Source organism: Sphingobacterium siyangense, assembly GCF_023277505.1.
Taxonomy (GTDB): domain Bacteria; phylum Bacteroidota; class Bacteroidia; order Sphingobacteriales; family Sphingobacteriaceae; genus Sphingobacterium; species Sphingobacterium siyangense.
In genome coordinates, this window is sequence record NZ_CP080574.1 from 2,581,798 (window position 1) to 2,595,720 (window position 13,923).

General features: G+C 37.9%; 10 protein-coding genes. 5 read left to right on the forward strand and 5 right to left on the reverse strand.

Going from position 1 to position 13,923, the window contains the following annotated elements:
• Nucleotides 1-24 precede the first annotated feature (24 nt).
• From K2F45_RS10380 to K2F45_RS10395, 4 genes are all read right to left on the reverse strand, one after another.
• Nucleotides 25-1,083 carry an alpha/beta hydrolase gene (locus K2F45_RS10380; protein ID WP_248933493.1) on the reverse strand — a complete coding sequence of 353 codons (1,059 nt, stop codon included), beginning with the start codon at nt 1,081-1,083 and terminating at the stop codon, nt 25-27.
• Between the two features lie 182 nt (nt 1,084-1,265).
• Nucleotides 1,266-2,489, reverse strand: coding sequence for a hypothetical protein (locus K2F45_RS10385; RefSeq protein ID WP_145327404.1), 1,224 nt, complete (start codon nt 2,487-2,489; stop codon nt 1,266-1,268).
• A gap of 204 nt (nt 2,490-2,693) precedes the next feature.
• Nucleotides 2,694-4,001 carry a serine hydrolase domain-containing protein gene (locus K2F45_RS10390; protein WP_248933494.1) on the reverse strand — a complete coding sequence of 436 codons (1,308 nt, stop codon included), beginning with the start codon at nt 3,999-4,001 and terminating at the stop codon, nt 2,694-2,696.
• A gap of 74 nt (nt 4,002-4,075) precedes the next feature.
• Nucleotides 4,076-4,900, reverse strand: coding sequence for a helix-turn-helix domain-containing protein (locus K2F45_RS10395; RefSeq protein WP_248933495.1), 825 nt, complete (start codon nt 4,898-4,900; stop codon nt 4,076-4,078).
• Nucleotides 4,901-5,116: 216 nt separating this feature from the next.
• Here K2F45_RS10395 and K2F45_RS10400 point away from each other — a divergent pair, with 216 nt between their 5' ends.
• A complete protein-coding gene (locus K2F45_RS10400; RefSeq protein WP_248933496.1) occupies nt 5,117-5,929 on the forward strand; it encodes a class I SAM-dependent methyltransferase in 813 nt (270 codons plus the stop codon).
• A gap of 27 nt (nt 5,930-5,956) precedes the next feature.
• Here K2F45_RS10400 and K2F45_RS10405 read toward each other — a convergent pair whose 3' ends face one another.
• The gene (locus K2F45_RS10405; RefSeq protein ID WP_248933497.1) at nt 5,957-6,373 is read right to left on the reverse strand and encodes a hypothetical protein; all 417 of its coding nucleotides are present in this window, start codon (nt 6,371-6,373) and stop codon (nt 5,957-5,959) included.
• 237 nt (nt 6,374-6,610) lie between these two features.
• Between K2F45_RS10405 and K2F45_RS10410 the strand changes: the two genes are divergently transcribed.
• The 4 genes from K2F45_RS10410 to K2F45_RS10425 all read left to right on the forward strand — a co-directional run bounded on the left by K2F45_RS10410 (nt 6,611) and on the right by K2F45_RS10425 (nt 13,733).
• Nucleotides 6,611-7,219, forward strand: a complete 609-nt coding sequence (locus K2F45_RS10410) for an RNA polymerase sigma factor (RefSeq protein WP_157626019.1) — start codon at nt 6,611-6,613, stop codon at nt 7,217-7,219.
• Between the two features lie 66 nt (nt 7,220-7,285).
• Nucleotides 7,286-8,413, forward strand: a complete 1,128-nt coding sequence (locus K2F45_RS10415; protein ID WP_248933498.1) for a FecR family protein — start codon at nt 7,286-7,288, stop codon at nt 8,411-8,413.
• Nucleotides 8,414-8,490: 77 nt separating this feature from the next.
• A complete protein-coding gene (locus K2F45_RS10420) occupies nt 8,491-11,841 on the forward strand; it encodes a SusC/RagA family TonB-linked outer membrane protein (protein WP_248933499.1) in 3,351 nt (1,116 codons plus the stop codon).
• A 14-nt stretch (nt 11,842-11,855) separates the two neighbouring features.
• Entirely contained in the window at nt 11,856-13,733 is a 1,878-nt protein-coding gene (locus K2F45_RS10425) for a RagB/SusD family nutrient uptake outer membrane protein (protein WP_075992090.1), read from the forward strand.
• Nucleotides 13,734-13,923 lie beyond the last annotated feature (190 nt).

Sequence of the window (13,923 nt, forward strand, 5' to 3'; positions counted from 1 at the left end):
AACTTAGTCAGACGAGCAAACACCTTATTGCACTTGGATTGATTCTTCCCGAAGCATCTGTTTGAATTTGGGATCTCGTATATAACGACTAAAATCATGGCTTGACATTCCTGTGAAATCAGTCATAGAAAAGATGCTGTAATTTTTCTTAAGGGCGTTATAACTTTCCTCTTTGTATCCAAGATCAGTTGGATTAAGTTTGTTCGATAAGAATCCAAAAAACTTCTTCAACATCTTGTCCGTTCCGTTGATCGTGATGTGTATTTTCTTGACTTGTGAGCTGAGATTCACAAATTTTTTTGTGTTACTCGCCGTATCTGTATATTGAAACTCGGAAAGTCCTATCGCTGGAGCCAGCATAATGCAGGTAATTCTATTTTTGTTTTCTAACAATGGCTTTGCCCGCTCGATATCAACATTGTGAACGTCTTTTGCTTGTGCTGAAAATGAGCTATTGTATTCAGGATTTGAAATAGCGCTCATAACCACAGATGCTCCACGACTATGTGATATGATGAAGACATCCTTATCGGCCATATTGTTCAGTATACGTCTTAATCCAAATTCACCAGCCATCTGGCTAAAAGAGGCCGCTGAAAACCAGTTTTTGGCGGAACGAAAAGGGGAGGTAGATCGTAGACCATCCCAATAAAATCGAATGATTTCATCGTTTTTAGGGTTTGTAACGATATGATCGGAAATATATTTATATTGTTTTACAACAGATTCTTCATCAGCATTGAAGCCATGGACTAAAATGAACACACGTTTTTTTGGAGCAATACGTTTTGACAGACGCAGCATGTTACTGCGTTCAAAAGCGAGTAATTGTTCACGGTCACCTCTGTCGGTGGCAATTTTCATAAGCGAATAGGGATCTCGAGCCGCTTTATTGGAAGGAATGCCATAGTTTTTCTTCCAATTGTCGGGGTAGAAATTACCATTTTGATCCACAAATGAGTACCACAGGTTAGGATCTACGCCGGTATTGGGGGAAGCCGAATCGGGAAGATTATGGATAAGGCCACACGAAGTGAACAAGCTGATAACGATGATAATATAGAAAAAATACCTTTTGTTCATATGATTTATTTCCTACTATTCCAGAATTTAATTTTTAACTAGGATCCAATGGCTGCTAAATTGGATATATTTTCACAAAAAAGCGATTTGTTCTAATATAGTCATTATTTTGGACAGCGAAAAGTAGGTTTGTATTTTGAACACTTCATGTTTGCCGAAATTTAGCGACACCAAGCTACAAATCACTTCTTTGTGATTAAATAAAGTTTATTGCGTTGGTTGGTGAAAAGTTGATAATTTAAAGCTGGATTTGCATAAAAGCCATATGCATTAAATTGGTCGGTATTCTCAAAGGTTAGTGTGCCGATGTTTTTATTGTTGATGTCTACTTGAGACCAATGCCATTTTTCGTCCAGGTATAAGCTGTCTTTAAATCTTAAGGTGTCATTTTCGACAATAAGCTGTGAGAATAGGCAGCCTTGCCAAAGGTCTCCTTTTTCATATTTCCCCGTTTTGAGGTCATGTCTATTGCGAACACGTTTGATTTTCTGATAATAAACTGATCTAATGTTAGGGGGAGTAGTATTCGTTACCCATTCATTCTTATCCCAGTGACCGAAAAGATCATTTACGGTACGGCCCTTAGATGAGCTTTGTGGGACTAAATTATTATCATCCGATATGTTTTCGTAGAATACATACCAGTTATCGTCTATAAAATAAGTTCGCTTCGTATAGCTTTTCGAATTGCTTTGATCGGAATGATAGATTTTCTCTGACAGCAGATAAATGGCTTTACTTTCAATATCATTTAGTTTTTGGCCTTGTTGATCTGCGGGCCAGTTGAGATTTGCGTTGAATACTTCAATTGTTTTTTTTGTAGTATCTCCGTTCAATGGCCAGCTGCGAAAGTAATGTTTGGAAACGTTGATCAAATACCCTTCAAATAAAACTTCTGAATCCTCATCCTTATCCTGCTTAAAGGAGTATTCATCAATCTGATCGCCATCTTTATCCAGTTTATAGAATGTATGAATAACTGTTGATGGACTGTCAGTGTGGGGTGCATCGGTTAAACAATGAATGATTAATTCATTGTTTTTAGTCAAGAACTGATCTATAGGGCGGTCACTTGCCTTGAAGAGTATGATTTCATGTTTCCCAAACTGGTTTTTTAGCTTGTTAATGTCATCATATTTGCTGTATTCATTTGGCAGTTTTGAGGAGTGGAAAAAGTTTTGAAGCCTAATATCGATATCAAAAATACCATTTGTATAAATAATAGTGCATGCGATCAGGGCACATCCCAGTAAGTAGTACTTCAAATTGCGTGTATCCTTTACCAGCAAAAAGAAATGGAAAAATATCCAGCTCAGTACGCAAACAAAAGGTGAAAAAATAATATAACTCAACTTTTCACTGCTGCTTAGATCAAAAACGAAAAAACTGATGAGATATGCCGTCATAAAGATTAGGCATAATATAAAAGACTTCGATAACAGTTTCTTTTTGGCTTTCTTCGGTTCCTGATCTATCTGTTGCAATATCTTATAATTTAGTTTACGCTATATCCGATCTAACGCTGGACCGATATAGGTGTAATTTAACTTTTTTCTTTAAGGTTTCAAATAATAGATTAAAATCGTTATTCCAGCAGCATGCATAGCGTTTCATTCATTTCTATTGGATCGTGGGAAAACTTCCTTAACTCCACCTTTTGTTAAAATAATGGAATTGTAGCCATCTGTTTTGTCTTCAACAAATTCGATCGTCCTGTCGTTGTCGTCTGCTCTGAAAAATTTTGTTTTAGACTCGGGAATGAGTTCAATATCCGCATCATTATAATAGAGTTTGCCACCAATTTTTAATATCCGTATTTTTCCATACTCACCCACATAGTTATTGTATATGGTTGTATCTATTTTGGCGCGATGATGTTTGTAGGGGATTTCCACTTCTTTACCAAAGGCAATTGCTGAAAGGCCGTAACCTATGATATGGGAGGCTGAGCCGTTATTAGAAAGGACAGTGACAAAGAGTTTGTCGTCAGTAAATCGATTAAAAGAAGTCATTGTGCCAAAGAATCCGCCGTCATGTGCAATCAAATAATGTCCGTGATTATAAAATGGATTGATGATAAATCCATAGCCCCAATTTTCGGAGTTATATGGTGTAAACATTTTTTCCTTCATCGCGGCTGATAGGATTGTTGTTCCATAAAGTGTTTGGTCCCAAATGGCTAGATCTTCCACGGTTGAATAAATACCGTCGTGACCTAGGTTGATCTCCCAGTTGATATAGGGGTTATGGATAAAACCTTCGCCATTATGATAATATACTTTTGCTTTTTTCGGCACGATGGATTCATTGTTACTAACTCCGGTGTTATTCATCCCAGCTTTATCAAATATATTTTTCTTTAAAAAAGTAGCGTAATGCTCACCGGAGACTTTTTCAATAATCTTTGCTAACAAATAATAACCGATATTACTATAGGCGCTCTTTGCTCCCGGTGAGAATTCGAAAGGAATTTTCTTGATGGCGGCATAAGCAGAATCGCGACTTATGCTGCTTAACGCGATTTCTTTGAAGCCCATAGCAAGTCCGGAGCTGTGTGACAGCAACATGTGGATGCTGATACTATCGGCTTTTGGATAATCGGGGAAAAATTTACTGAGTTTATCATATAGGGACAATCGCCCACTGTCGACGAGCTGTAAAATAGCGGCTGCGGTAAATTGTTTTGTGACCGATGCCAACTGGAATTTAGTGTCTAACGTGTTTTTTATATTCCATTCATAATCTGCCAAACCATAGGCTTTTTTTAATAAAATAGCACCATTTTTCATGACAAGAACTGTTCCACTAAAATTATTTACATCAGCTTGTGCCTGCATATAGGCTGCAAGCTTAGCTGATGTTTTTTCTTGGGCCACAAGAAAAACTGGACAAAGCATAAGTAGGATTAAAAGCTTCATAACGTATTGTATAAATAATTATGGAGCAATGTTACTGTTTAATAACATAGTGTGATTGTATTTTTGTAAACCCGCTAAATAAAAATCCATTTTATCTGGCTCCGTTCAAGATTAGCTATTTTGGAAAAGAAAATTTTTGGTGTAAATCCTGTTAATTTTTTAAAATCTCTAATCATGTGGGACTGATCGAAATAATCCAGGTTATAAGACAGACCTATTTTGTTTCTATCTTCGAGGTGGCTTTGAATTGCAGCTCGAAATCTGATGATTTTTTTAAATTGAGAGGGTGTTTTACAGATATGTTGATCAAATTGTTTATTTATGGTTGTTCTCGATCTTCTTGTTTTTAGCGAAAACTCTGACATCGATTGATTGACGTTGCTTGTATCTAACATTTCGGTAATTATGTTTTCGAGCAACGCATTTTCAAATGGCCAAAATTTTGATATCCAATAGTGTTCTAATGCCTTGATTCGCTCGTCCTGGTCATCTATGGACAGGATGGATCTCATAGCATCTTTATAATCCAGGTGTGGGTTAAAATCGGGAAATGTTCCGCTGTTATAATCGCTTAAATCATTGGGTATAAAAGCATTTATCCCAAGAGGTTTGAAGTAAGTGGTAATTTCATTTATTTTCCCCTCGTAACACACTAAAACAGGTTCATTAAAATTGCATACAAGGTTTGTTTCTATCGAATTGGATGGAAAATGCTTCGTAATCACCATATTTAAGCTTACCATCGTTTGGGTCTGCTCACTTATCGTCACAATGGTGTAAATACTCGGAAATGTAAAATATACCGTCGCTTTTTCTTCGTCAGTTTTCTCAAGTATATAGAAGCATTCAATATATTTTTTTAGGAGTAAGCTCTCTGGTCTATATATTTTTATCGTCATCTCTTTTCTTCATATAAATAGGCTTTGTTCTTGCCTCATCCTTTTAAATTTGAAAGTATTTGATAATCGATTTAAATATAGACAACCTTTATGATAATTTTCACCAAGCTTTATTTCTTAAAACACTTATTTTTAGATTGAGGAAAGGATGAATCCGATAGAAATTAATTTTTATTGTACTTTAGTAGCTAATTAACCGTTTAATTAAAAAACAAAATGAACGATTTGAACCCGGAAGAGAATTACATCGCAATAAACAAACACTCGTGGAATAACAGAACGGATACGCATTTAAAATCAGATTTTTACAATCTAACAGGATTTTTAAAAGGGGAGACTTCGCTGAATTCAATTGAGTTAGCATTATTGGGTGATATCAGTGGGAAAAAAATATTACACTTACAATGTCATTTTGGACAGGATACAATTTCTTTGAGTAGACTTGGCGCAAAAGTTACTGGTGTTGACCTATCTGACAAGGCTATAGAAAGTGCGCGCGAAATTGCGAAAGATACGCATGCTGATGTGCAGTTTATCTGTTGTGATCTATATGAGCTTGAGAATCATCTTGATGAACAATTTGATCTAGTCTTTACAAGTTACGGAACGATTACTTGGTTACCTGATTTAGATAAATGGGCGAAAGTAATTTCACGTTTCTTGAAACCGAAAGGGAAGTTTATTTTTGTCGAGTTTCATCCAGTTGTTTGGATGTTTGATGACAATTTTGATAAAATTGGTTATAATTATTTTAATATTGCTCCAATTGTTGAAACAGAGCAGGGAACCTATGCCGATAAAGATGCCGCTATTTCGCAGTCCTATGTCACCTGGAATCATAGTATGAGTGAGGTCGTTGGTGCTTTACTTCATAATGGGCTGAACATTCAAGACCTGAACGAATTTGACTATTCACCTTATCCCATTTTTAAAAACATGACAGAGCTAGATCCTAAAAAATTCAGAATAGCCCATTTGGGAAATAAGATTCCGATGGTCTATGCAATTGTTGCGCGTAAAAGCGAATAAATAAAATTCTGGGAATCGACCTGGTACTTATTTCTTTTTCAAATAACGATTTATCATGGGGCTAAAATCTATTTTGGAAGAAACCTGAATATGTTCGGCCAATACTGAGGCGGGAAATTCATCCAAAGTTTTGAAATTAATACAGCCTTTTTGAAACTTGGCCTTTGGTATTTTTAATTTTAGTTCTTCCATTAATTCGGGGTTAGTATAGATGACCAAGGAATGGAATGAAATATAATTCTTCGCGACTGTTAACCCGTATTTAAATACGCCTTGTTCATTAAAGCTGATTGCATTAGGGTTTGACATGAATTTTCCAAAGTTTTCCGAAACGGTATTGTCATTTTCTGATATTGCTTTCCGAAATTGACGAATTATTTGTTGCTCAGTGTCTGAAAGTGTATCAATATATTGATCTATTTCCATTAATTTTTTATTGTCCATAAAAGCTGTAGTTGTTCGCTAAAAATATTAAATTTTCTTTTATATCGATGTAGGCCAGCAGAAAAAGATTCGACGGGTTATGGCTAAGGATTGCTTAAAAGAAATTATTCAGGATTTTCTCGCGTTGGTATGATTCTGTGGCTACCCTAATATCGTGTTGTGAACGTATTTTGTATCGATTCGGACCTATTGTTGTACTATGACACTTAGTAGGAAGTTCCGTTTAGATTTTATATATTGCATCTATCAATTTTAAACCAACATTTAATTTCTCAACAATATAAATCTTCAGTTATGTGCAATAGTAGTCTTGAGGATCTTTTTCTTTTGGTGAAAGAGTCGAATGAAGATGCATTTGACGAACTTTATCATCGAACTTGGAAAAAATTGTATGAAATTGCTCTCAGACGCCTGCAACATGAAAACACAGCAAAAGAAGTTATTCAGGATCTTTACATTGATTTATGGGAGAAGCGGCATCGCAAAACAATTCAAGATGTCGATCATTACCTTTGCCAAGCCGTCCGTTTTAAAGTGATTGACAGGTTTCGAAAGGAAAAGAGGTATTTTGAAGAATTAGAAACAATGGTTGAAGAGCTAAGCGATGGATCAACCGCCGATGGCAACTATATTCAAACTGAATTAGAATCTATGCTGCATAACTGGATTGCACGTATGCCACAAAAACGCAGAGAAATATTCTTGCTTCGCTACAATGAGGATAAAACTGTTAAGGAAATTGCTAAATTATTAGGGTTGTCGACGAAAACTGTTCAAAATCAATTGCTTAATACAACAAATGCACTTAAGCTTCTAATCCAAAAAATTCTTTTTATGTTTTTTTAATTTTTTTTGGGAATTATCATTAGTCACAACGACATATAAGAAAGGAACCAATATAAACCATCTTATATGTCTGAAAGGAAACGTCATGTTCGCACAGTTTTAAAAGATCTTCTCGATCGGTATATTTCGGGAGATACCAATCCTGAAGAACGACAATTTGTTGAATACCTGTACGATGCAATGGACAGGGAGGGAGAGGTGCAAAATGATATGGACCGCATCGGAGAGGAGATTAAAGAAAAGGTTCATCATCGTATTAAAAAGCGTACTTTAAGTTTTCATATACCCAAAATAGGGTATGCTGCAGCAAGCATTATGATCCTTTTTGGGATATTTATATCCTATAGGCTCATCGATAGTTCAAAAACAAGCGAAAAAGTTCTTCATGTCACTAATCATAATCCGTCGTTAATAATCGGGAAAGAGAAACGGTTTGATTTGTTAGATACCTTGCCACAAGGAGCTCATTACACAACCATCAATGATGAAAAAGTACTAGCATTAAGTTCGGTTGCCAATGGGACAGATTTAGGGAAACTGCGCATAGAAAATCCTTCGAGAAATGTATTTTCTGTTTTACTGAACGATAGCACACAAGTATGGCTTAATTACTTGGCAACAATTGAACTTGAACCTGATTTTAATAAGAATAACCGTTCTGTCCATATTACTGGGGAGGTTTATTTTGATGTTCATAAACAATATTCTGCAGGTAAAAGGATTCCGTTTTCAGTCCGCTCTGCCTTGCAGACCATTGAGGTATTGGGAACAAAATTCAATGTAAATACATCGGGCAATTCCGAAGAAAATGTATTGCTTACAGAAGGGAGTATTCGTCTTACGCATAATCGCTATGGAACACAGGTGCTTATTAAGCCGGGACAGCAGGCTTTTCTGGAAAAAGATAAACCTAAAATCTTACTTATTCAATCTGAAAATATCGAAAAAGCAAATGCCTGGCGTAAAGGTTTGTTTTATTTTGATAATGAGAAGCTCGCTGAAGTTGCTCTCGAATTTGAACAATGGTACGGAATTCCAATTGTTATAGATTCAAAAATTGCAGGACTTCCCATTACAGGAATGATCAGCAGATATGAAAATATCAGCGAGGTTTTGGCGATCATTAAGATGACCAATAATATAAACTATATAGAAAGGAAAGGAACAATATATGTAACAGAAGCAAATCCATAAAAAATTAGGAATGCTGCTACATTCCTAATCGCGCCTTAACGGCTTTTGGTAATGATCAATTATTAATCAATTTTCAAATGTATAAATTACTTATGACATCCCGCAAACAAAATAAGTTTGCACGCAATTTTTTGTGCCTTTTTTTTGGCAGCCTTGTCTGGTTATTTAGTTCGGCCAAGCCAATCTTTGATGTACAGAAAAACATAACAATCGATTTTAATAATATTCCGGTTAAGCAGGTCTTTAAAGAGTTAAATAGTAAAACCGGTTTAAAATTTATTTATTCCCCAAATGACATCGACGACTCGAAACGTATATCCATGACATTTAGAGAGCAGCCGATAAAGACTGTTCTAGATAAGATTTTTTCAAGTTTAAAGATTTCTTACACGTTAAATGACAATACAATTATTGTGAAGCGTGGCCTTCAACAAGCTTCAATACAAGAAGGCCGCGTCATTACGGGTCGGGTTCTTAATAAGCGACAGACGGCCCTGGCAAATGCTACTGTCGCGACAGGCCTTGGCAAGAATAGCACATCGACAGATGACCAAGGTCAGTTTACACTCAAGCTAGACCCGCAGGACAGTTATTTCATGGTTAGTCTTATCGGTTATGTAAGTCAGCGTGTACCACTTAAGACAAACGGAGAATATACGGTGATATTAGCTGATAGTATCAGCGCACTGGACGAGGTCGTTGTTGTCGGTTTTGGTACCCAAAGGCGTGCCTCTGTAGTAGGTGCGATCACGACGATCGAACCCAAACGCTTGCAAATAGGAACATCTCGCTCTATGAGTAACAATCTTGCGGGACAGCTTGCAGGTATTATTGCCGTACAGCGATCTGGAGAACCGGGGTACGATAATTCAAACTTTTGGATACGTGGTATCAGTACTTTCGGTGGAAGCAGAAGCCCATTGATTCTTGTGGACGGCGTTGAGCGATCTTTGGATAATATGGATCCCGAAGAAATCGAGTCGTTTTCGATATTGAAGGACGCGGCAGCGAGTGCAGTTTATGGTGTAAGGGGGGCAAACGGAGTGATTTTGATCAATACAAAGAGAGGAAAGGTGGGTAAGCCCAATGTTTCTGCTCGTTTTGAGCAGGGGATCACATCACCAGTACAGCTGCCTAAATTTGTTGGTGCAGCTGATTATTTGGAGGTAATGAATAGTATTCGGGAGGAACGTGGGGAGCAAGGCTTATATTCGAAAGAGCGGATCGAAAACATCCGTAATCATACGGATCCAGACCTTTATCCTGATGTCAATTGGTTGGATGCAGTACTTCGGGACCAAGCTGGAAATTCACGGGCGAATGTTAGTGTCAATGGAGGATCTGATATTTTGCGTTATTCCTTAGTAACTTCATATTATCGGGAAGGTGGGTTGATTGAACGCGATGAAAAACAGGCTTGGAATTCATCTTCACGGTTAAACCGTTATAATGTACGTTCCAATGTAGATATCAATGTTAGTCCAACCACTCTCTTCCGGTTGAATATTGGCGGATATCTCCAGGATAGGACAAGAGCTCCCCAAAGTGTTGATGAACTATTTCAGGAGGCTTTCACTATTCCTCCCTATGTACATCCTACCATCTATTCCTCTGGTGAAATACCTAGGACACCCCAGCGGACAAACCCCTGGGCATTGGCGACTCAACGCGGATATGAACGTATTAGCGCAAGTAAAATCGAATCTTTATTTGCGGTAGAACAGGACTTATCGTTTTGGTTGAAGGGATTAAAGGCTCGTGGGCTGTTTTCCTTTGATAGATACTCTAATACGTCTGTCGTTAGGAGTAAAAGCCCAGATTACTATAATCCAGCTATCGGAAGGGACGAAAATGGAAAATTAAAGTTAGTCATTGATAGTTATGGACAGGAATTCTTAGGCTATGAAAAAAATTCAGACTGGGGCGATAAAAGCATGTATCTTGAGGGAGCGATTAATTATGTTCAATCTTTTGGTGGCCATAACGTAGAGGGAATGTTTTTATACAATCAGCGAAATTATGATAATGGAGATCTTTTGCCTTATCGGAATCAAGGAATCGCAGGTAGATTTTCATACAATTATAGCAACAGATATATTGGGGAATTTAATTTTGGTTATAATGGATCCGAAAACTTTGCTCCAGGAAAACGTTATGGGTTCTTTCCTTCCTTTGCATTAGGCTGGTATATTTCCGAAGAGCCTTTTATGGAACATCTAAAAAGTACATTTTCCAAAATCAAACTGCGCGGATCTTATGGATTGGTGGGGAACGATAAGTTAGATGGTCGTCGGTTTGCCTATATCACAACCATTAATGAGACCGGTGGATATTCATGGGGCTTAAATAACGATTTTAAACGTAGTGGTCGTATGGAAGGTGATCAAGGTAATAGTGGACTTACTTGGGAAACAGTTGCTAAATCCAATATCGGTTTCGAATTAGGCTTATGGAAAACGCTGGAATTTCAGCTTGACCTATTTAATGAGGACCGGAAAAATATATTTATGCAACGTCGTTCTATACCCGGTTCGAGTGGTTTTACCAATGCGCCCTGGGCAAATTTTGGACGCGTAAACAATAAAGGCATCGATATGTCGCTTGAATTGAACCGGCAATTAAATCCAAACCTATTTCTTTCTGTTCGTAGCACATTTACTTATGCCCTAAACAAGATTTTAGAACAGGACGAACCTAGCGCAGTGATCGGTACCTCAAGGTCTTCTACCGGAAAGCCGATCGGACAATTGTTTGGCTTTATTGACGAGGGCCTATTTACGGACGCAGATTTTTCAGATATTGCTAACGGTACTCTTCGATCAGATATACCAAGACATACTTTTGGACCGGTGCGTCCAGGTGATATCAGATATCGGGATTTGAATGGTGATGGTGTGGTAGATGCCCTCGATAGAACTGCTATCGGTGGAACGGAAGATCCACAGATTGTATTTGGCTTCGGATCCAACCTAAGGTACAAAGCTGTTGATTTCGGTTTCTTTTTTCAGGGTGTCTCTCGTACATACAGGATCATTGGTGGTTCAAATTTTATTCCCGGAAGTGCCAATGGAGCAATGGGAAATATTTTCGACAATGTTTCCGATCGATGGACCTTGGATAATCCTAGGCAGGACGTCTTCTATCCGCGGCTTTCTGATTATCAAAGTGCGAATAATAATTTGGCCTCCACTTGGTGGCTTAGGGACATGAGTTTTATAAGACTACGCAATATTGAATTGGGCTATAGCTTACCATCAAAAATTCTTGATCATCTCGCTATCCGTAATTTTAGAATATTTCTGCGTGGTAATAACCTGCTAACAGTGAGTGATTTTAAGCTTTGGGATCCAGAGCTTGGGGTTAATAATGGTATGCGCTATCCGATCATGAAATCTGTTTCTATGGGATTGGAATTGAATTTTAAATAGAAATAACCTATACAATGAAGACTATAAAATATAATGTTACCCGTATATTACTACTTGTTGCGCTGGGTTCCACAGTGACCTCTTGTTCGAAATATTTGGACAAGAGCCCTGATGATCAGCTTACTTTAGATATGATTTTTAAAGACAAAACCAGAACAGAGGACTGGCTGGCAGGAATATACAGCAATGTACCAGATCCATATTGGGGAAATACGCGAACACTTGGCTGGGATCCACTTTCGGATGATATGGCACCGTCTACGGGCTGGGAGCAATTTGGCTGGTCAGTTATAGGGATGCAGACCGGCAATTGGAATCCCAGTACCTCATGGGATCCTAATTATTGGGTAGAACTTCCCAAACGTATTCGTTCAGCTTATATTTTTCTGGACAATGTAAAACCAAACCCTGCGCAGTTGGTGACCGAGGAGGAGGTAAATCTTATGAAAGCTGAGGCTCGCTTTATGATCGCTTATTATTATACACTTCTGCTGGAAACCTATGGTGCTATACCGTTCCATCTTGGATTGACCGATCCGAATGCATCGGCCGAAGAATTGATGATTGGACAGACACCATTTGATCAGGTCGTGCAATGGGCAGAAAAGGAGCTATTGGATTTGTCTGCTATTTTACCCGTTAAATATAGTGCCGCTCAGAAATATGGTCGGGCGACGTCTATTATGTGCTTGGCAGTCAGAGCTCGTCTTCTACTATTTGCTGCAAGCCCATTAGTCAATGGTAATACCGCATACACCGGTTTTGTAAATAATAAGGGAGAAACCATATTCAATGGGAACTATAGTGTAGATAAATGGAAAACTGCGGCAGCGGCCTCAAAATTACTATTGGAAAAAGCTGAATCAGCTGGTCATAAATTATATATTGAATATAATGCTGATGGGTCTATAGATCCGTTTCTCTCGTATCAAAATATGTTGTTTAGACGACCTCAAGATGGGAATGATGAGATTCTTTTTGCTCGCCCTGATTGCAATATCTGGGAATATGATAGGCACGCACAACCAAGAGGTACTGGAGGAAACGGAGGACTGGGAATTACACAATCTTTAGTGGATGCCTTTTTCATGGAGAATGGCCGGAGGATTGATGACCCGTTATCTGGATATCAGGAAAAAGGATTCTCAAAGACGGCAGAAGTGCGAAATACACGCTGGACAGAATCTCAGGGAAATGGAAAGGTGACTTTGGAAGGTACCTATAATATGTATACCCATCGTGAACCACGATTTTATATTTCGGTTTTGTATAATGGTGCTTGGTATAGAAGAGAAAATCGGACAACCGAATTTTATAGTGGTAACTGGGATGGGGGACCTACACATGACGCCCCGCAAAATGGGTATCTTGTACGTAAGAAAGTCCATCCAGATCACGACCCCCGCAATGGAACAAATCCCTATAGACCAGGAATACTTTATCGGCTTGGCGAAGTGTATCTGAACTACGCCGAAGCACTAAATGAGTCCGACGCTAATCATCCTGATATATTAAAGTATGTCAATTTGATAAGGGTACGCGCAGGTGTACCACAATATGGTGTGGGAAAAGATGCTTTACCTGTGCCATCTTCGCAGGAGGGGATGCGCAAAGCAATCCGAGACGAGCGTCGGGTAGAACTAAATAATGAGGGTATCCGGTATCGTGATGTGCGACGCTGGAAAATTGGTGAAGCTGTGTTAAATGGGAATTTCTATGGAATGAATTTTTCTGGTACAGAAAAGGATGACAATGAATCTAACCCCAAAGCATTTTTCAAACGCTCAGTTTATCAAAAGCGTATATTTACAGCAAAGAATTACTGGTTTCCAATTCCACAAACGGAGATAGATAAGAATCCAAATTTGGTCCAAAATCCGGGCTGGAAATAAGTATTAAAAACCAATCCAGTTTCAATACTTATTGAATATGCTGCTTAGTTTTTTTGCTACGCGGCATATTCTTTTATAAAGAATATGTTGAATTTCTATTTCAGGTTCTAATTTAAAATTTTACCCCTCTTTATTTGTGATTTTACCCCTTGTGGTTGATAAGTTATTTATAATTTAATGTTATTAATCA

Coding starts and splice junctions, on each gene's coding strand:
- K2F45_RS10380 (WP_248933493.1), bottom strand. CDS start 1,083: ATGAACAAAAGGTATTTTTTCTATATTATCATCGTTATCAGCTTGTTC.
- K2F45_RS10385 (WP_145327404.1), bottom strand. CDS start 2,489: ATGACGGCATATCTCATCAGTTTTTTCGTTTTTGATCTAAGCAGCAGT.
- K2F45_RS10390 (WP_248933494.1), bottom strand. CDS start 4,001: ATGAAGCTTTTAATCCTACTTATGCTTTGTCCAGTTTTTCTTGTGGCC.
- K2F45_RS10395 (WP_248933495.1), bottom strand. CDS start 4,900: ATGACGATAAAAATATATAGACCAGAGAGCTTACTCCTAAAAAAATAT.
- K2F45_RS10400 (WP_248933496.1), top strand. CDS start 5,117: ATGAACGATTTGAACCCGGAAGAGAATTACATCGCAATAAACAAACAC.
- K2F45_RS10405 (WP_248933497.1), bottom strand. CDS start 6,373: ATGGACAATAAAAAATTAATGGAAATAGATCAATATATTGATACACTT.
- K2F45_RS10415 (WP_248933498.1), top strand. CDS start 7,286: ATGTCTGAAAGGAAACGTCATGTTCGCACAGTTTTAAAAGATCTTCTC.
- K2F45_RS10420 (WP_248933499.1), top strand. CDS start 8,491: ATGTATAAATTACTTATGACATCCCGCAAACAAAATAAGTTTGCACGC.
- K2F45_RS10425 (WP_075992090.1), top strand. CDS start 11,856: ATGAAGACTATAAAATATAATGTTACCCGTATATTACTACTTGTTGCG.